This window comes from Bradyrhizobium sp. 2TAF24 (genome assembly GCF_052115025.1).
GTDB lineage: Bacteria > Pseudomonadota > Alphaproteobacteria > Rhizobiales > Xanthobacteraceae > Bradyrhizobium_A.
The window spans coordinates 218729-238198 of sequence record NZ_JBFRFW010000001.1; the positions used below are offsets into that span (position 1 = coordinate 218729).

General features: G+C 66.5%; 16 protein-coding genes. 10 read left to right on the forward strand and 6 right to left on the reverse strand.

What is annotated here, in order from left to right; all coding sequences use genetic code 11:
• Positions 1-104 precede the first annotated feature (104 nt).
• The 7 genes from AB4Z37_RS00985 to AB4Z37_RS01015 all read left to right on the forward strand — a co-directional run bounded on the left by AB4Z37_RS00985 (position 105) and on the right by AB4Z37_RS01015 (position 8289).
• Positions 105-590: a MarR family winged helix-turn-helix transcriptional regulator gene (locus AB4Z37_RS00985; protein WP_441514809.1), complete on the forward strand. Its 486-nt coding sequence runs from the start codon at positions 105-107 to the stop codon at positions 588-590.
• 203 nt (positions 591-793) lie between these two features.
• Positions 794-3637, forward strand: coding sequence for a bifunctional transaldolase/phosoglucose isomerase (locus AB4Z37_RS00990; protein WP_441514810.1), 2844 nt, complete (start codon positions 794-796; stop codon positions 3635-3637).
• Between the two features lie 14 nt (positions 3638-3651).
• Positions 3652-4638 (forward strand): phosphogluconate dehydrogenase (NAD(+)-dependent, decarboxylating), encoded by a 987-nt coding sequence (gene gnd, locus AB4Z37_RS00995; RefSeq protein ID WP_441514811.1) that lies wholly within the window; start codon positions 3652-3654, stop codon positions 4636-4638.
• Between the two features lie 42 nt (positions 4639-4680).
• Positions 4681-6198, forward strand: coding sequence for a glucose-6-phosphate dehydrogenase (gene zwf / locus AB4Z37_RS01000; RefSeq protein ID WP_441514812.1), 1518 nt, complete (start codon positions 4681-4683; stop codon positions 6196-6198).
• Positions 6195-6941: a 6-phosphogluconolactonase gene (gene pgl / locus AB4Z37_RS01005; protein ID WP_441514813.1), complete on the forward strand. Its 747-nt coding sequence runs from the start codon at positions 6195-6197 to the stop codon at positions 6939-6941. The genes zwf and pgl overlap by 4 nt, the downstream gene beginning before the upstream one ends.
• Entirely contained in the window at positions 6938-7477 is a 540-nt protein-coding gene (locus AB4Z37_RS01010) for a gluconokinase (RefSeq protein WP_441514814.1), read from the forward strand. Before pgl ends, AB4Z37_RS01010 begins: the two co-directional genes overlap by 4 nt.
• An 8-nt stretch (positions 7478-7485) precedes the next feature.
• Positions 7486-8289 (forward strand): Cof-type HAD-IIB family hydrolase, encoded by an 804-nt coding sequence (locus tag AB4Z37_RS01015; protein ID WP_441514815.1) that lies wholly within the window; start codon positions 7486-7488, stop codon positions 8287-8289.
• Positions 8290-8318: 29 nt separating this feature from the next.
• Here the strand turns inward: AB4Z37_RS01015 and AB4Z37_RS01020 are convergent, their stop codons facing one another.
• Both AB4Z37_RS01020 and AB4Z37_RS01025 read right to left on the reverse strand, forming a co-directional pair.
• The gene (locus AB4Z37_RS01020) at positions 8319-10124 is read right to left on the reverse strand and encodes a glycoside hydrolase family 15 protein (protein ID WP_441514816.1); all 1806 of its coding nucleotides are present in this window, start codon (positions 10122-10124) and stop codon (positions 8319-8321) included.
• A 70-nt stretch (positions 10125-10194) separates the two neighbouring features.
• Positions 10195-11088 (reverse strand): LysR substrate-binding domain-containing protein, encoded by an 894-nt coding sequence (locus AB4Z37_RS01025; RefSeq protein WP_441514817.1) that lies wholly within the window; start codon positions 11086-11088, stop codon positions 10195-10197.
• A gap of 128 nt (positions 11089-11216) precedes the next feature.
• Here AB4Z37_RS01025 and AB4Z37_RS01030 point away from each other — a divergent pair, with 128 nt between their 5' ends.
• Together AB4Z37_RS01030 and AB4Z37_RS01035 are read left to right on the forward strand one after the other, a co-directional pair.
• On the forward strand, positions 11217-12155 hold the full coding sequence (locus AB4Z37_RS01030) for a ring-cleaving dioxygenase (RefSeq protein WP_441514818.1): 939 nt from the start codon (positions 11217-11219) through the stop codon (positions 12153-12155).
• Positions 12155-12790, forward strand: coding sequence for an alpha/beta hydrolase (locus AB4Z37_RS01035; protein ID WP_441514819.1), 636 nt, complete (start codon positions 12155-12157; stop codon positions 12788-12790). The genes AB4Z37_RS01030 and AB4Z37_RS01035 overlap by 1 nt, the downstream gene beginning before the upstream one ends.
• Positions 12791-12879: 89 nt before the next feature.
• Here AB4Z37_RS01035 and AB4Z37_RS01040 read toward each other — a convergent pair whose 3' ends face one another.
• The 4 genes from AB4Z37_RS01040 to AB4Z37_RS01055 all read right to left on the reverse strand — a co-directional run bounded on the left by AB4Z37_RS01040 (position 12880) and on the right by AB4Z37_RS01055 (position 18755).
• Positions 12880-14130: an amidohydrolase family protein gene (locus tag AB4Z37_RS01040; protein ID WP_441514820.1), complete on the reverse strand. Its 1251-nt coding sequence runs from the start codon at positions 14128-14130 to the stop codon at positions 12880-12882.
• Positions 14131-14147: 17 nt separating this feature from the next.
• Positions 14148-16643 (reverse strand): branched-chain amino acid ABC transporter ATP-binding protein/permease, encoded by a 2496-nt coding sequence (locus tag AB4Z37_RS01045; protein ID WP_441514821.1) that lies wholly within the window; start codon positions 16641-16643, stop codon positions 14148-14150.
• A 2-nt stretch (positions 16644-16645) separates the two neighbouring features.
• Positions 16646-17518 (reverse strand): branched-chain amino acid ABC transporter permease, encoded by an 873-nt coding sequence (locus AB4Z37_RS01050; protein WP_441514822.1) that lies wholly within the window; start codon positions 17516-17518, stop codon positions 16646-16648.
• A 118-nt stretch (positions 17519-17636) separates the two neighbouring features.
• A complete protein-coding gene (locus tag AB4Z37_RS01055; protein WP_441514823.1) occupies positions 17637-18755 on the reverse strand; it encodes an ABC transporter substrate-binding protein in 1119 nt (372 codons plus the stop codon).
• A 300-nt stretch (positions 18756-19055) separates the two neighbouring features.
• On the opposite strand from AB4Z37_RS01055, the gene AB4Z37_RS01060 reads away from it, so the two are divergent.
• Complete coding sequence (locus AB4Z37_RS01060) at positions 19056-19469, forward strand: nuclear transport factor 2 family protein (RefSeq protein WP_441515230.1); 414 nt, start codon at positions 19056-19058, stop codon at positions 19467-19469.
• Position 19470 lies beyond the last annotated feature (1 nt).

A 19470-nucleotide genomic window follows, 5' to 3' on the forward strand; every position in this document is an offset into this window, starting at 1 on the left:
AAGACGAATCGGGATCGTCGTGCGACTGATGCTGCGGAACCCGCTTCAGGCCCTCCCGTCGCCCGAGACGATCAGGAGGGGCCGCTTGCAGTGAGATCGTGGTCATGACCAAGCTCGACCTTCTCAAATTCGTCCCGTTCCGGATGAACCGGTTGTCGGCGGCAATCAGCACCGCGCTGTCGAGCGAATACCGCGACCGCTACGGCATCGAGGTGCCGGAATGGCGGGTGATCGCGACCCTCGGCTTTCGCGAGGAGCCGTGCACCGCCCAGTTCATCGTGCAGCACACCAGCACCCACAAATCCACCATCAGCCGCGCGGTGACGAGCCTGCTCGAGAAGGGTCTCATCGAACGGATCGAAAACCCGATCGACCGGCGCGAATACGCCCTGCAGCTCTCCCGGGAGGGCGAGACCCTCTACCAGGGCCTGATCCCGCGGCTCCTGAACCGGGAGCGTGAGATCCTGGCCGCGCTGTCCCCGGCGGAACTGCGGCAGTTCGAGGCGGTCCTGTCCAAGATCGAAAAAAGCCTTGAGCTGGTCCAGGCTGAGGATCTCCCCGCCGCGCCGCGGGACTACGAACAGGCCTGAGCGGCCGCGTTTTCGCTCTCAAACAGCCATTTCCAGTCCAACTGGCCCGTAGCGGACCAAATGCCACGGCGCGTTTTCGCCCGTTGTCGCCTTCTGTTCATAAAAACGTCGATAAGGTCTTCAAACTCGGGATACTTTCCGGGTTCCCGGCGTTACCCTCCCCGGGCATCGGCGCCCTCCTGCCAGCTCAACAGACAGGCATCATGAATCCCATCAAAGCGCTCCACCAGCATGGCCAGGCGATCTGGCTCGACTTCCTGGCCCGCAACTTCATCGCCAAGGGGGACCTCAAGGGCCTGATCGACCAGGACGGCGTCCGCGGCGTGACCTCGAACCCGTCGATCTTCGAGAAAGCCATCGCCGGCAGCACCGAATATGACGACAGCATCGCCGGCCTCCTCAGGGAGCACGACCGCTCCGTCGGCGATCTCTACGAGACCCTCGCCGTCGAGGACATCCAGCGCGCCGCCGACGTGCTGCGTCCGGTCTATGACGCGCTCCATGGCGACGACGGCTATGTCAGCCTCGAAGTGTCGCCCTATCTCGCCCGTGACACCGCCGGCACCATTGCCGAAGCCGAACGGCTGTGGCGCGCGGTGCGCCGCGACAACCTGATGATCAAGGTGCCTGGCACCCCGGAAGGCCTGCCGGCGATCGAGGCGCTGATCGGCCAGGGCATCAACGTCAACGTCACCCTGCTGTTCTCACAGCAGCTCTACGCCAGCGTGCTCGACGCCTATATCGCCGGCCTCGAGAAGTGGGTTGCTGGCGGAGGCGATCCGAAGAAGATCGCCAGCGTCGCGAGCTTCTTTGTCAGCCGCATCGACACCGCGGTTGACAAGGACCTGGATGACAAGATCGCTGCGGCCAACGACGCCGACAAGAAGGCCGCGCTCCAAGCGCTCAAGGGCAAGGTGGCGATCGCCAACGCCAAGCTCGCCTACCAGCATTACAAGAACGTGATCGGAACCGAGCGCTGGGCCAGGCTCGCCGACAAGGGCGCGCGGGTGCAGCGCCTGCTGTGGGCCTCGACCGGCACCAAGAACAAGGCCTACAGCGACGTGCTATATGTCGAGGAGCTGATCGGCCAGGACACCGTCAACACCGTGCCGCCGGCAACCCTCGACGCCTTCCGCGACCATGGCCAACTGCGCGACAGCCTGGAAGAGAACGTGCCGGACGCTGAGCATGTGCTCGCTGAACTGGCGCGGGCCGGGATCTCGCTGGAGGCGATCACGGACCGCCTGGTCGAGGAGGGGGTGACGCTGTTCGCCGAGGCCTTCGACAAGCTGCTCGGCGCGGTCGCCCACAAGCGCGCGGCACTGCTGTCCGCGCGCATCGACGGCCAGTCGATCCGCCTCGCCGCCGACGTCGAAGTGCCGTTCAGGAAGCTTGCCGACGCGTGGCGGGCGGGCGGCCTGATCCGCCGCCTGTGGGCGCGGGACGCTGCGTTGTGGACCGGCCAGGACGAAGGCAGGTGGCTCGGCTGGCTCGACGCCGCCGCACACGGCGAGGCAGCGCTGTCGAGCTATCAAGCGTTCGCGCAATGGGTGAAACAGCAGGGCTTCACCGACGCCGTCGTGCTCGGCATGGGCGGATCGAGCCTCGGACCGGAGGTGATCGCGACCACGTTCGGCCACGCCGACGGGTTCCCGCGCCTCACCACGCTGGATTCGACCGATCCGGCCCAGATCCGGCGGACGGAAGCTGCGGTCAAGCTCGCCACCACACTGTTCATCGTCGCCAGCAAGTCCGGCGGTACGACTGAGCCGAACGTGCTGATGGACTATTTCTTCGCCCGTGTCGGCGAGGTGCGCGGCGATAAAGCCGGCCAGCATTTCGTGGCCGTGACCGATCCGGGATCGTCACTGGAGACAACCGCGAAGGCCCGCGGCTTCGCCCATATCTTCCACGGCGATCCCAGCATCGGCGGCCGCTATTCGGTGCTGTCGCCGTTCGGCCTCGGGCCGGCGGCCGCCACGGGCCTCGACCTCGGCCGCTTCCTCAGCGCCGCCGCCGGCATGGTGCGCGCCTGCGGGCCGGACGTGCCGCCGGACGAGAATCCCGGCGTGCAGCTCGGCCTCGCGCTTGGTGCCGCGGCGCAGCAGGGCCGCGACAAGGTTACGCTCACAGCGTCGGCGGCGATCGCCGATTTCAGCGCCTGGGTCGAGCAACTGGTGGCCGAATCCACCGGCAAGAATGGCAAGGCGCTGATCCCGCTCGACGGCGAAACGCTCGGTGCACCCGAGGTCTACGGCCACGACCGCATCTTCGTCGATCTCAGCCTGAAGGACGACAGCGCCCGCGAGGCGGCACTCGCGGCGCTCGAAAACGCCGGCCATCCGGTGGTGCGGATCACCGTCACCGATCCCCTGCACATCGGCCAGGAGTTCTTCCGCTTCGAGATTGCGACTGCGGTCGCCGGCGCGGTCATCGGCATCAACCCATTCGACCAGCCCGACGTCGAGGCCGCCAAGATCAAGACCCGCGAGTTGATCGCGGCGTTCGATCGGAGCGGCGCTCTTCCGGCCGAGGCCGCCGTCATTACCGACGGCGCGATCGCCGTTTATACCGACGAGGCCAACGCCGCGGCGCTGCGCAAGGCCGGTGCCGACGGCAGCCTGCACTCCTGGCTCAAGGCGCATCTCGGCCGGATCCGGCCCGGCGACTACGCCGCCCTGCTCGCCTATCTCGACCGCGATACCGCTCACCTCGATGCCGCACATGACCTGCGCATGGCGGTCCGTGACCGCAAGCATGTCGCGACCTGCGTCGGCTTCGGCCCGCGCTTCCTGCACTCGACCGGCCAAGCCTACAAGGGCGGGCCGGACAGCGGGGTATTTCTGCAGATCACCGCGGACGACGCGGCGGACCTTGCAGTGCCCGGCCATAAGGCGAGCTTCGGCGTCATCAAGGCGGCGCAGGCGCGCGGCGACTTCGACGTGCTTACCGAGCGCGGCCGGCGGGCGTTACGACTGCACGTCAAGGGCGACCTCGCCAAGGGGCTCGCCACCATCCGTGCCGCCATCGACGCCGCACTGTCGTAACGAGGATAGTCAAGATGCAGATCGGCCTCGTCGGGCTCGGACGCATGGGCGGCAATATCACGCGCCGCCTCATCACCAAGGGCCAGCACCAGGTGGTGGTGTATGACCAGAACCCCAAGGCGGTCGGCGATCTCGCCGCCGCCGGCGCCACCGCCAGCGCATCGCTCGAAGATCTCGTGAAAAAACTGCGGGCGCCGCGGGTGGTGTGGGTGATGCTGCCCGCGGGCACGATCACCGAAACCACCATCGCCACGCTCAGTGCGGCGCTGGCGCCGGGCGATGTCATCATCGACGGCGGCAACACCTTCTGGCAGGACGACATCCGCCGCGCCAAGGCGCTCAAGGACAAGGGCCTGCACTATGTCGACGTCGGCACCAGCGGCGGCGTCTGGGGGCTGGAGCGCGGCTACTGCATGATGATAGGCGGCGAAAAGGTGATCGTCGACCGCCTCGATCCGATCTTCGCGACGCTCGCGCCGGGCGCCGGCACGATCCCGCGCACGCCGGGCCGCAACGGCCGCGATCCACGCGTCGAGCAGGGTTATCTCCACGCCGGACCAAGCGGCGCCGGCCATTTCGTCAAGATGATCCACAACGGCATCGAGTACGGCGTGATGCAGGCCTATGCCGAAGGCTTCGATATCCTGAAGAACGCCGGCATCGACGCCCTTCCCGCCGAGCACCGCCTCGACCTCGACCTCGCCGACGTCGCCGAGGTCTGGCGACGCGGCAGCGTCATCACGTCGTGGCTTCTGGACCTGACCGCGACCGCGCTCGCCGGCAATCCGGCGCTCGATGCCTATTCGGGCTTTGTCGAAGACTCCGGCGAAGGTCGCTGGACCATCGAGGCGGCGATCAGCGAGGCTGTTCCGGCCGAGGCGATCACCGCGGCGCTCTACGCCCGCTTCCGCTCGCGCAAGGATCATACCTTCGCCGAGAAGGTGCTGTCCGCCATGCGCCACGGCTTCGGCGGCCATGTCGAGCCGCCGAAATCCACCTGAGATCCGCATATTCCCCAGCCTGCGAGGCCGACCAGGACCATCATGAGTTCAGACACGACGGCGAAGCCGAAAATTCCGGACCCCTGCTGTTTCGTCATCTTTGGCGTCACCGGCGACCTCGCCCACCGCCTGGTGACGCCCGCGCTCTACAACCTCGCCGAAGCCGGCCTGCTGCCGGACCAGTTCTGTGTCGTAGGCGTCACCCGCACCGAAATGCAGAGCCGCTCGCTGCGTGACGACCTGCTGGGCGCCCTGCAGAAATTCGCGACCCGCCCCATCGACAAGGACATCGCGGGCAAGCTGTTCGACTGCGTCACCAGCGTGCATGCCGATCCACGCGACCATGGCTCGTTCGATCGTCTCAAGGTGCACCTCGAGGACATCGCCAAGCGCGGCATCCGCAACGTGCTGTTCTACATGGCGGTGCCGCCAACCGCCTTCAAGCTGATCGGCGAGGAGCTCAGCCGCACCGGCCTCCTCAAGGAACAGAACGGCGGCTGGCGCCGCCTGGTGGTGGAGAAGCCGTTCGGCACCGATCTTGCGTCGGCGCAGCAACTCAACCACGACCTGCTGCGAATCACTGACGAGCACCAGATCTACCGGATCGACCACTATCTCGGAAAAGAGACGGTGCAGAACATCCTGGTGTTCCGCTTCGCCAACGGCATGTTCGAGCCGATCTGGAATCGCAACCATATCGACCATGTGCAGATCACGGTCTCCGAAGTGATCGATGTCGGCAGCCGCGGCAGCTTCTACGACGCGACCGGCGCGATGCGCGACATGGTGCCCAATCACCTGTTTCAGCTGTTGTCGCTGGTGACCATGGAGCCGCCATCACGCTTCGACGCTCATTCGGTGCGTTCGGAAAAGGGCGAGGTGCTGTCGGCGATCCAGATCCAGTCGCCGGAAGAGGCACTGCACAACTCGGTGCGCGGCCAGTATGTCGCCGGACGCAGCGGCGACCGGCAGATCGCCGACTATCGCAGCACTCCCGACGTCGATCCGGCCAGCATTACCGAGACCTATGCGGCGATGAAGCTGACCATCGACAATTGGCGGTGGGCTGGCGTGCCATTCTACCTGCGCACTGGCAAGGCGCTGACCACCAAGCGCACCGAGGTCGCGATCCGCTTCAAGCAGGCGCCGTTCGCCATGTTCCGCGCCACCGAGGTCGAGCGGCTGTCGCAAAACTATCTCGTGATCGGCATCGAGCCGACTGAAGGCATCACACTGCAGTTCAACACCAAGGTACCTGGTCCCACGGTGGCCATCGACGGCGTCGAGATGCGGTTCAAGTACAAGGATTACTTCAAGGCGGCGCCGAGCACCGGCTACGAGACGCTGATCTATGACTGCATGATCGGCGACAATATCCTGTTCCAACGCGCCGATAGCGTCGAAGCGGGCTGGCAGGCGGTGCAGCCGTTTCTCGATGCCTGGCAGCAGGCGGGCGGTGACGGGCTTGCGCTGTATCGTGCGGGCACCGACGGCCCGCGTGAAGCGCACGGCCTGATCGAGCGCGACGGCCGCCGCTGGCGCCGGCTCAACGGCGAATGACGTCGATGCCCCACCGCGTGATCGTGCAACCGGACGCGGCGGCATTGGCCGAAGCCGCGGCGCAGCGGCTGGTGGACCGCATCGCGGCCAGCACCGCCCCGGTGGCCATCTGCCTCACCGGCGGCTCGACACCGAAACGGCTGTATGAATTGCTGGCGACGCCGCGCTGGCGCGCGCAAATTCCCTGGCCGCAGGTGCACTGGTTCGTCGGCGACGAGCGCTTCGTGCCGCCGGACGATCCCTTGAGCAATATCGGCATGGCGCGGCGCGCTTTCCTCGACGCCTGTGCGGCCCCGGGCACCGTCCATCCGGTTCCCACGGATGCTGCGACCCCCGGCGACGCCGCGAACGGCTACGAACACACTCTGATGACCTTTCAGGCCGGTCAGCGCACCGGACGGCCGCTGTTCGATCTCGTACTGCTCGGCATCGGCCCGGATGGCCATGTAGCGTCGCTCTTTCCCAACGACCACGCCGCGCTCACCGAGCGCATTCGCCGGGTGGTCGGTGTGCCCCGCGCCAATGTCGCGCCGTTCGTGCCGCGTGTCAGCCTGACGCTGCCCGGCCTTGCCTCGACCCACGAGATGCTGTTTCTGGTAGCCGGACCTGACAAGCAGGCTATTCTGCAGCAAATCCTGTCCGGCGCCGACTTGCCGGCCAGCCACGCCCACGCCGCCGACGGCGAAACGCTCTGGCTGATCGACCGGGCCGCCAGGCCTCTCAACCTGAACGATGATCAATGACCACTTCGTCGCCTGACACCCTCGCCGCCATCATCCTGATGGGGGTGTCCGGCTCGGGCAAGAGCACCGTCGCCTCCGCGCTCGCACAGCGCACCGGGCTGACCTGTGCCGACGCCGACAGCTTCCATCCGCAGGCCAACATCACCAAGATGCACGCCGGGATTCCGCTGACCGACGAGGATCGCTGGCCGTGGCTGCGCGCCATCGCTGCCGCGATCGACCATCATGCGGCGGCGGATGGCCCACTGATCATCGCCTGTTCGGCGCTGAAGCGCGCCTATCGCGATCTGCTGGTGCATGGCCGCCGTGACGTGCGGATCGTCTACCTCAGGGGTTCTCAGGCGCTGATCGCCGGGCGCCTCGCCGCGCGGCGTGATCATTTCATGCCGTCCTCCCTGCTCGACAGCCAGTTCGCCACGCTCGAGGAGCCGACGTCGGACGAGCCGGCGATCACTGTCGGCATCGACGCAAGCGTCGAGACAGTCGTCGACGATATCATCCGCAGGCTCGATTTAACCGAAAGCGCACCGTCATGACTGCTGCCTTGCCTATCGCTCTCGTGGTCTCGGATATCGACGGCACGCTGGTCACCCCCGACAAGCGCATCACACCGGCGGCGCGGGCCGCGGTCGCAGCCCTGCGCCAGCGCGGCATCGGCTTTTCGCTGACCAGCAGCCGCCCGAGCTACGGCATGCAGGCGCTGATCACGGAACTCGACCTGCAACTGCCGATCGGACCGTTCAACGGCTCGTCCATCGTCGCCCCGGATCTCACGGTCATCGAGCAGCACGTGGTGCCGCCGGACGCCGCCCGGCAGAGTCTTTCGTTTCTCGCCCGCAAAGGCTTCGATATCTGGCTGTTCACCAACCGCGAATGGATCGCGCATCGCGACGACGACCGCTACGTCCCGCGCGAGCAGCATGCCATCCGCACCGCGCCGCGTTTCGTCGCCGACAGCACCCCCTTCGTCGATCAGGCCTGCAAGATCGTCGGCGTCAGCAATGACTATGCCAAGCTGGCCGAAGGCGAGGCTGAGCTGCAGGCCTTGATCGGCGCGCACGCGCATGTGGCACGCTCGCAGAACTATTATCTGGATATCACGCCCCCCGACCGCGACAAGGGCACCTTCGTCACCGCACTCGGGGCCCGGCTCGGCCTGCCGCCCGCGCGCATCGCGACCATCGGCGACATGCCCAACGATGTGCCGATGTTTGGCGTCAGCGGGCTGTCGTTCGCCATGGGCAATGCCAGCGATGCGGTCAAGGCCAAGGCCGGCCGCATCACCGCGACCAACACCGAAGACGGTTTTGCCAGAGCGATGGACGAGATTTTGCACATCGGCGAGTGAACGCCTCCTCGTCACGAGGAGTGACGACCTCAACCTGGCCGCTGCATCGCCGGCCTCTTGGTCGAGTGCACCGCCTCATAGATGTTGTGGGCGGTGTTGATCAGCGCAATATGGGTCAGAGCCTGCGGGAAGTTGCCGGTCTGCCGCCGCACCACCGGATCATATTGTTCCGAGATCAGGCCGACGTCGTTGGCAACCGCCGCGACGCGCAGCAGCAGCTCGCGCGCCTGTTCAATGTCGCCGCGCATCACATAGGTGTCCGCAAGCCATAAGGTGCAGGCGAGGAATGCGCCTTCGACCGGCTCGGTCTCGTCAGGCCGCGGCTCACGGGGATCGTGGCGCAGCACGAAGCCGTCGCGCATCAGGTGTCGTTCGATCGCCGCGATCGTCGCAGCCATCCGCGGATCGGTCGCGGGCAGGAAGCCCACCGCCGGCAGCAGCAGCAGGCTGGCGTCCAGGGTCGTTGCGCCATAGGCGACGACGAAGGTGCCGGTATCTCGATCGAAACCGTTGGCGCAGATGTCGGCATGGATGCGGGCGCGCAGCATCTTCCAGCGATCCAGCGGCGCCTCGAAGCCGAAGGCTTCCGCGCTCTTGATGCCGCGGTCGAATGCCACCCAGCACATCACCTTGGAGAACACATAGTGCCGCCCCGGTCCGCGGATCTCCCAGATGCCGCTGTCAGGCTCGGTCCAGACATCGGCGACATGATCGAGGATGGCACATTCGAGCGCCCAGGTGCCGCCGTCGAGCTCGACCTCGGCCTTGCGGGCATGATGGAAGGTGTCGAGCAGCTCGCCGTAGACGTCGAGCTGCAGCTGTGCGTGCGCGGCATTACCGAACCGCACCGGTTTCGAGCCCTCGTAACCCGGCAGCCAGTCGGCCTCCCATTCCAACAGCCGCCTCCGGCCGGTAATGCTGTACATGATCTGCAGGTCGGCGGGCGATCCCGCCACCGACCGCAGCAGCCAGTTGTGCCACTCGCCGGCTTCGGCGTAGTAGCCGCTGTTCATCAGCGAGAACAGCGTGAAGGTCGCATCCCGCAACCAGCAGAAGCGATAGTCCCAATTGCGCGCACCACCGATCTTTTCCGGCAATGATGCGGTGGGCGCGGCGACAATGCCGCCGGTCGGCGCGAAGGTCAGCGCCTTCAGCGTGATCAGCGAACGCTGCACCAGTTCACGCCGCTTGCCATGGTAGCTGCTGCGGCTCGACCATTCCGTCCAGAATGCCTCGGTGTCGACGAGTGCCTGAACCGCGTCGACCGGCGGCGGCACCGGACGATGCGACACCTGGTAGCTCAGCACGAACGGCACGACATCGCCGGCCCTGACCTCGAAATCGGCGATCGTTGTCATGTTGTGGCCGCGGACCGCGATCGGCGTGCGCAACACCGCCATGTCGGGGCCGGCAACAGCCAACAGAGTGTTGTCGGCAAGACGCCGTACCCAGGGAATGCTGGCCCCGGTGCCGAAACGCAGCACCAGCTCCATGGTCATGACGACGGTACCGCTGTCGCCCCGCACGATGCGCACGAGATCGGAAGCCTCGCCGCGCGGCGGCATGAAATCGATCAGTGTGATGGCGCCGCTCTCACAGACGAAGCGGGTCTCCAGGATCAAGGTTTCGCCGCGGTAGGATCGGGTGACGATACTGCCCGGCTGTTTCGGCGCGATCAGCCAGCGGCCGTGATCGCGCGATCCCAGTAGCGCGGCGAAACAGGCCTCCGAATCGAACGCCGGCCAGCACAGCCAATCGATCGAGCCGTCGCGGCCGACGAGCGCCGCCGTCAGGCAATCCCCGATCAGGGCATAGTCTTCGATACGGGACGGCAACCTCACGGAACTCCGGACTGACGACGCGAGGCAACGCCACGGCGCGGCAAAGGTTCCCGACGCCGGCCGGTTAGCGGGTCGCGGCCGAAAACCGCTCCACCAGGAAATCGATGAACAGCCGCACTTTGAGCGCGAGATGCCGGGTCGGCGGATAGATGGCGTAAAGCGTCAGCGGCGGCGCCCGATAGTCCGACAGCACCTCCTGCAGCTCCCCGCTGTGCAGCGCCGCGTTCGCAATGAAGACCGGCAGCAGCGCGACCCCACGCCCGCCGACCGCGGCATCGCGCAACACCTCGGCATTGTTCACGCACAGCGTCCAGGGCGGCTGGATCCAGTGATCGCCGTCCTTGCCGCTCAGCTTCCACTGGTTGCCGGTGGAGAGATAGCCGTAGGTCAGGCAGTTGTGCTCGCGCAGATCGCTGGGATGCCGCGGCATGCCATGCTTCGCCAGATAATCTGGCGACGCGCACACCGCGCGATCGATCGGCATGATCTTGCGCGCGATCAGGCTGGAAGCTTCGAGGTCGGCGATGCGCAGCGTGACGTCGAGACCGTCCTGCACCGGGTCGACCTGCTGGTCGCTGAGCACGAGCTGGATGCGCAGGTCGGGGTAGCGCACCATGAAGTCGGCGATCGCCGGCCCGAGCTGCAGCGTGCCGAACGACATCGGTGCGTTGACCCGCAGCAGGCCGCGCGGTGTCGCCTGCAGGTCGGCGACCGCCTGATCCGCAGCGTCGAGATCGCCAAGGACACCGAGCACCCGTTCGAAATAGGCCTGGCCATTCTCGGTCGGGCTGACATGGCGCGTGGTACGGTTGAGCAGTTGCACCCCGAGGTCGTTCTCGAGGTCGGCGATGTACTTGCTGACCGCGGAGCGCGACAGCCGCAGCGCCCGGCCCGCCTCCGAGAAGCTGCCGTGTTCGACCACCTTCACGAAGGCCCGCAGCCCTTCCAGCTTGTCCATGACATCCTCAACGATTGTCCTCGTTTTATAGACAGTAATGTCAAGCATTGCCAGATTGTCTTTAAAACAGCCCGGGCCAATATCTCCGCCAGACGAACAACGCACCTCAAGCGAATGGAGACGACCCTATGTCTGGCATCCACCATGTCACCGCGATCGCTGGTAACGCTCTGCGAAACCTCGACTTTTACACCCGCACGCTCGGCCTGCGGCTGGTCAAGAAGACCGTCAATTTCGACGATCCCGGCACCTACCACTTCTACTATGGCGACGAGGCCGGCCGGCCCGGCACCATCCTGACCTTCTTTCCGTGGGAACACGCGGCCGCCGGCCGTGGCGGGGTCGGCCAGACCCACCAGACCGCGTTCCGCGTCCCGGCGCGCTCGATCGGCTACTGGACCCACCGTTTCATCGAGAATGGTGTGACCTATGAGCCGCTGGAGAAGCGCTTCGGCGAAACCGTGCTCGCCTTCACCGATCCGGACGGCATGAGCCTTGCGCTCGTCGGCGTCCCCGGCGCAGAGAACGAGGCCGGCTGGAGCGACGGCGAGGTGCCCGCGGAACACGCGATCCGCGGCTTCCATGGCGTCACGCTGTTGCTCGACAGCGCCGCGAAGACCGGCGCGATCCTGACCGATGTGTTCGGCTTCAAGGAGACCGGCCGCGAGGGTTCGACCATTCGCTATCAGGCGTCCGACGCTGCCGGCGGCATCGTCGACATCTACGAGGCGAAGGGTTTCCTGCCGGGACGGCTCGGCCGCGGCTCGGTGCACCACATCGCCTTCCGCGCGGCGGACGACGTTGAGGAAGCAGAGATGGCCCGCAAGCTGGTGCGCGACCACGGCATGCACCCGACCGAGCAGAAGGACCGCAACTACTTCCGCTCGATCTACTTCCGCGAGCCGGGCGGCGTGCTGTTCGAGATCGCCACCGACATCCCCGGCTTCGCCGTGGACGAACCGCTGGCCTCACTGGGCCAGGAACTGAAGCTGCCGGCGTTCCTCGAGCCGCACCGCAAGGAGATCGAGAACGTGCTGCCAGCTGTTGGAAAGGCAAAGGCCGCGTAATGTCCAAGCTGTCTTTCACCCATCGCGTCGAGCCGGGTACCCGGCTCGACGCCCCTCCGCTGCTGCTGCTGCACGGCACCGGCGGCGACGAAAACGACCTGCTGCCTCTCGGCCGCATGGTCGCGCCGGGATCGCCCCTGCTCTCGGTGCGTGGCCAGGTGCTGGAGCACGGCATGCCGCGCTTCTTTCGCCGTCTCGCCGAAGGCGTGTTCGATGAGGACGACGTGCGGCGCCGCGCCCATGAGCTCGCCGACTTCGTCGAGGCGGCCCGTGCGGAGTACGGCCTCGCGGCACCGATCGCGCTCGGCTACTCGAACGGCGCCAACATCGCCGCGGCGGTGATGCTGCTGCGGCCGGGCGTGCTGGCCGGCGGCATCCTGCTGCGCGCCATGGTGCCGCTCGCGGATCCGCCGCACGCGGATCTCGTCGGCACGGCGGTGCTGGTGGCGTCCGGCCGGCGCGACCCGATCGTGCCCGCGGCCAACGGCGAACGGCTGGCGGCGATGCTCACGGCCGCCGGCGCTGATGTCGAACGGCAGGTGCTGCCGTCGGGCCACGAGCTGTCCCAGGCGGACCTGACGCTGGCGCGCAACTGGCTGGCGCAACGGCATATCCCGGCGCCCACCGGCGCCTGACTCGAACAGCGCGACGGCGTGCCCTCTCCAAGGCACGCCGTTGTTGCTGATGCCCCGCACTGCTGCCGCACCCTCACCTCGAAAGCGGCTTATACCGCCCGGGCCGCCTGCGGCACCGGCCGCAGCAGTTGCGCCGCCGGCCGCGAGAATGTCATCTCACCGTGGCGCAGACCAAACAGTGGAGCAGCGAGCGTTGCGACGGCCTCGGCCGGATCGGCCGCGTCCAACGCGACAAGGTGGGCCGGCGCGCCGATGGCGATGTCGTAGCCATCGAGCCGCATCAGCCGCGCGGGCGCCCTCGTAACCATGTCGAAGCAGGCCGTGAGCCCGGCGGGCGAGCCGATCTGCAGCACGTTGGCGTAGAGGTTAGCCATGCGCAGCAACGAGCAGTCGCCGAACGGCGTGAACGGATTGAGCACGTTGTTGGTCGCCAGCGAACAGGTGACGCCGGCTTCAGCCAGACGGTGCAGCGGCGCCACCCCGCGCGGCACGCTGTGGCTGCGTCCCGCCCCCATCAGGAACAGATCGGTCGCCGGCAACGCCGTCAGTGCAACGCCGGCATTGGCGAGCCGCGCCGCGACGGCGGCGAGTTCTTCGGGCGGCAGTTCCGACAGCTTGGTGACGTGTCCTGCCGCAACACGGCCGCCCCAACCGTGACGCTCGGTCTGGCGGCAGACCTCGTCGAGATGCATCCAGGACGGATCAAGGTCGAAGTCGAGATGAAAATCGATGTCGATGTCGAACCGGCGGGCGATGTCGAAGATGCGCGCGATTTGCCCAGCAGGATCGCTGTCGGCATAGGGACAGCCGCCGATCAGGTCGGCGCCGCCGGCGCAGGCCTCGATCAGCAGGTCCTCCGTTCCGGGATCATTCAGCAATCCCTCCTGCGGGAACACACAGATCTGCAGATCGATCGCCCAGCGATAGGCCTGCCGCAGCGCATTGACCGCGCGAAAGCCTTTCAGCCCGATCCGCGGGTCCACCTCGACATGGGTGCGCATCCGGTTGGTGCCCTGCAGGATCGCTTTCTCCAGCGTGCGGGCACCACGCCGGTAGATGTCGTCCTCGGTGAAGTCGCGCTTGGCCGCCGCGACCGCGGCGATCGCCTCCGTGAGCGTTCCGGTGTGGCAGACACAGCGCCCGCCCAGGCAGGCCTTGTCGAGATGAATGTGGCTATCAACGAAGCCTGGCGTGACGAGACGGCCATCGAGCGCAATCTCGCGCGCCTGCGCCGGAAGTAGCGGCGCGATCGCGGTAATCAACCCGCTGCGGATACCGATATCGACCGGGCCCGGCTGTCCCGCCAGTGTCGCCTGCCGCAAAATGAGATCGAGGGGCATGCCGTGGCTGTCCTTGTCTACTCGGCCGCTTCACTGTGGCCGAGGTAGGCCGCTTCAAGCGCCGGATCACCGGCGAGCTCCTGCGCCGACCCGACACGCACGACGCGACCGGCTTCGAGCACATAGCCGCGATCGGCAATCGTCAGCGCCAGCGCCGCCATCTGATCGACCAGCAGGATGGTGACGCCCTCGTCGCGCAGCTCGGCCAGGATGTCGAACAGCTCGTTGATCATGGCGGGCGACAACCCCAGCGACGGCTCGTCGAGCAGCAGCACCCGCGGCTTCGCCATCAGCGCGCGGGCAATCGCCAGCATCTGCTGCTCGCCGCCGGACAACAGGCCGGCGCGGCTGTCGATACGCTGGCGCAACCGCGGAAAGCGATCGAGCACGGCTTCCGCCTCGGCGCGACGATCGATGCTACCGCGCGTATAGGCCCCGAGCAGAATGTTGTCGTAAACGCTGAGCTCCGGGAACACCTGCCGCCCCTCGGGCACCAGCGCGAGACCGGCATAGGCGATGCTGTGCGCCTCGCGCGTGCCGATGCTGGCATCGTCGAGCAGCACGCTGCCGTCGATCGGGCGCAGCAGCCCGCTGATCGCCCGCATGGCGGTCGATTTGCCGGCGCCGTTTGCGCCGAGCAGCGCCACCATCTCGCCCTCGCGGATCTCGAGGTCGATCTCCTCGAGCACCGGCGCGGCGCCGTAGCCGGCCGACAGCCGGACGCAGGCCAGCACCGCGTCGCGCGAGCCATCCCAGGCACGCACCCGCGGGCGCGCACGCAGCCCGGCATCGCCGAGATAGGCCGCGAGCACGCGCGCGTCGCGACGCACCTCCTCGGGTGTTCCGGACGCGATGACCGAACCGGCGTCGAGCACCACCACATGATCGGAGATGCCCATCACCATCGCCATGTCATGCTCGACCAGGATCACGGCGATGCCGAGATCCGCGATCCGGCGCAGCAGTCCGCTCAGCACCACCTTGTCGGCACGCATCAGGCCGGCCGCCGGCTCGTCGAGCAGCAGGACACGCGGCCGCGTCGCCAGCGCCCGGGCAATCTCGACCAGCCGGCGGTCGACATGCGGCAGGTCGCCGGCCACAGCCTCCAGCGCGCCGCGATAACCGACGAAAGCCAGCAGCGCCTCCGCGCGATCATGATCCGCGGCCGCGGCAAACGCCGCGAACGGATGCCCGAGCCGGCCACGACGTAGCGCAACCAGCACGTTGTCGATCACGGACATGGACTCGAACAGCTGGGTCGTCTGATAGGTGCGGGTGATGCCGGCACGCGCCACCCGCCACGCCGGCACGCCTGCAAGCTCGGCACCGCCGAGCATGATGCTGCCGGTCTCGGGACGGTAGAAGCCGCTGATCATGTTGAGCACAGTGGTCTTGCCGGCCCCGTTCGGGCCGATGATGCTGGTCACTGCGCGCGGCCGCGCGGTGAGTGTCACACCGGACGCGGCGCGGATACCGCCGAAGGACAAGCCGATGTCGCGCACCACGAGGCTCGGCGCGTCGTCAGACATCTGCAGCAGTTCGCCAAGATCGATGCCGCGATCGCCGGCGACCGAGCGGGCCGCCCGCGGCATCAACCGCGCCAGCGACCCGATCAAGCCCTCCGGCGCAAGCCAGAGCACGGCCAGCAGCAGGACCCCGAACATCAGCAGGCGATACTCGGCGAGGCTTGAGAGCAGTTCGGGCAGCATCACGGTGACCACTGCGCCGACCAACGGACCGAACACCCAGCCGGCGCCACCGATCATCACCGCCAGCAGGAACAGAATGGATTGCGAGAACGGAAACGAATCCGGCGCGATAAACATCATCAGCGGCGCGAACAGCCCGCCGGCGAGCCCGGTGAACGCCGCTGACAGCGCGAACGCCACGGTCTTGATCACGACAGGGTTGAGCCCGAGCGAGCGCGCGGCGACCTCACTGTCCCGGACCGCGGCCATCGCCTTGCCCCAGCTGCCCACGGCGATGCGCGCGAAGATCAGCAGCCCAAGGCCGGCAAGGGCAACCGTCAGCAGCGCCATCTCCCGCTCACCGAACGCCACGCCGCCGAGCGACGGCGGCAGCAGGCCCATCAGGCCGTTCTGGCCGCCGGTGAGATCCTTCCACTCGATGATGGTGTGCTGGACGATGAAGGCGAAGGCGATGGTGACCATCGCCAGATACGGCCCCTTCACCCGCAGCGCAGGCAGCGCCAGGAGGCCGCCAAGCGCCCCGGCCAGCAGTGTGGCCGCGACAAGCGCGAGCCAGAAATTCACGCCATGCAGGGTGAGGATGGCGACCGCATAGGCGCCGATGGCGTAGAACCCGACATGTCCCAGCGAGATCTGGCCGCCGAGCCCGAGCAAGATGTTGAGGCCGACGCCGACGATCGTCGTCAGCGCCACCAGCGACAGCACGAGATGGGCATAGCCGGCGCTGCCCCAGGCAACGGCAAAACCAGCACAGGTGACCAGCAGGATGACTGCGGGAACAAGGAAGGAGGATCGGCTGTGCATCATCACACCTTGTTCACTGCTGCGCGGCCGAGCAGGCCATGCGGCATGGCCACCAGAGCCAGGATCACCACGCTGAAGGCGACGATCTGGGTGTAGCTCGAACCGAGCGACGCGGTGACCAGGGCCTCGATCAGCCCATAGAGCAGACCGGCCAGTATCACGCCCCAGGCCGAGGTGATGCCACCGAGGATGGCGACGGCGAAAGCTTTGATGCCGAACAGCGTGCCCATTTCGGAGTTGACGTTGAACAGCGGCGCGATCAGGAGCCCGGCGAGACCGGCCAGCACGGTCGACAGCGCGAACGACAGTGCCACCGTGCGGCGGACATGGATGCCCATCAGCCGCGCCGCGTCACGGTTCTGCACCACCGCGAGCAGCGCCTTGCCGCGGTAGGTGTGTCGCAGCACGAGATGCAACGCGAGTGCGATGCCGAGGCCGACGACCGGAATGACCATCTGCAGCGGATAGACGCCGGCGCCGAACAGCGTCACCGGCTTGACCGCCAGCGGCGAGGGAAAGCTGCGCGGCTCCTTGCCGAAAGTGAACAGCATCAGGTTGTCGAGGACGATGCCGCCGGCAACGGTGGCCATCAACCAGGCCTCCGACTTGCGTTTGACGAACGGTCGCACCAGGAAGCGCTCCACCACGAGGCCGAACAGCGCGCACGCGGCCAGCGTGGCCGCGATCGCCAGCGGCATCGGCCAGCCCATGCGCAGCGCGAACAGATAGCCGAGCACGGCGCCCAGTGTCATCGACGAGCCCTGGGCAAAATTGACGGTGCCCGACAGCACGTAAGTGACATGGAAGCCGAGGGCGATCAGCCCGTACATGCTGCCGAGCCCGAGCCCGGAAATGATGGATGAGGTGATCAACATGGAGCCCTGTCCGATCGGTTTGCCAGGTTCATCCTCGCCGCGTCATTTGCCGGGTTCGCCCGACAAATGACGCCTGTTACGGGGATACGCCTCGCGCGAATGTTCAAACGGTATTCGCTCAGTTCGTCAGCGGCAGGATCTCGTCACCCTTGAAGTGGGTGAAGATGTAGTCGTCCGCAGACAGGGCGTCCTGATTCTGCGGCGAGAACGGCTTGGTATAGGTCTTGATCAGGCCGGCGTAGCTGTCGATGGCATAGAAGCCATCGCGGACCTTGGGCCCTTCGGTCGAGCCGGCCTTGGCGATGGCGAGCGCAGTGAGATGGGCCGCATCATAGGCGTTGGCGATGCCCACCGCCGGCGTCACGTCGGCAAACGACTTGATCTCGGGATACTTTTTCTTCAGCGCCTCGAATACGGCCTGCGCCTTCGGGCTGGAATTGCCCGAGAAGCTAAAGGTCTGGATGAAATGCACCTTCTCGGCACTGGCGCCCGCCAGCTCGGTGAAGCGGCCACCCGACGGCCCCCAATGCGAAATCACCGGCACGTCCCAGCCCATACGGTCGAGCGACTTCACGACCTGCGCAGAGGGCGCCACATTGGCGACCAGGAACAGCGCATCCGCGCCGGCTTCCTTCAAGCGGGTGAGCTGCGGCACCACGTCGACGTCGGCGGTCTCGAATTTCTCAACGCCGGCGCTGCCGATCTTCTTGGCTTCGAGCGCAGCCTTGAGGCCCTTCTCATTGGACTCGCCCCACGAGTTGTTAATCAGGATCAGCCCCGGTTTCTTGGCGCCGTATTTCTTGTCGGCATAGTTGACCAGTGCATCGTCGACCAGCGCGTCGACGGCCGACACGCGGAACACATAGTTCTCAGCGGCGCCGTTGCGGGTGATCGGCGTGCCCGCCGCCCACACACCGACGAACGGCATTTTCGCCTGGTTGGCGAACGGCACAATGGCCATCGACACCGGCGTGTCGAGGCCGCCGAAGATCGCCGCGACCTGCTCACGCTGCGCCAACTCGCGGGCCGCGACCACGCCCTTGGCCGGGTTGCTCTCGTCATCGCGCACCACCAGCACGACCTTCTTGCCGAGCAGGCCGCCCTTGGTGTTGATCTCGTCGATCGCGACCGACAGGCCGCGCACGATGGCCTCGCCGGATTTCGCCGACTGGCCGGACATCGCCGCCACCAGGCCGAATTTGATGACATCGTCGGCGTGCGCCGTCGACAGAGTCATGATCGAGAGCGCGGCTCCCGCGGCCGCGAACAGATGCCTTCGGGAAATGGTGCGAGCGCGAAATGCCATTGCCTAACCCTCTGAGAAGAACCAGGACCTTCAAAAAGCAAGCGTCGTGCCAAATTGTATGCACTGATCGGACTGCAGAAATCGCCGACAAACCCCGGCCAGTCGCTGGAAAGCTGCGCAGCATTCGAGCAGCAGCGCCCATTGTTTTTGCATGATCGTATACGATTTTTTGCTACATTGAATACGAAATTTCCAAGCCGATCGATCCACTCCGAACAACAGGCCCGTACGATGACGATTGCAGCGACGGACGAAACGGCGGAGGCGGCGGCCATCGTCGCGCGCTTTCTCGAGGCCTCGATGGTTCCCGACCCGATCACCGCCGCCAGCTATGTCGCGCCCGATGTCATCATCACCTTCACCGGCGGCCGCCGCTACAGCCACCCGCGTGAGACCGCGGCGTTCAACGCCGGCCGCTACAAGTGGGTGAAGAAGAACATGCAGCGCACCGATGTCATGCCCGGGAACGGCGAAACCATCGTCTACAATCTCGGCACACTCTACGGCGAATGGCCGGATGGCACGCCGTTCGAAGGCAATCGCTATGTCGACCGCTTCGTGGTGCGCGGCGGCAAAATCGTGCAGATGGATGTCTGGAACGACAGCGCCGAACGGCTGCTCTTGCACCACGGGATCACGGCCTGAG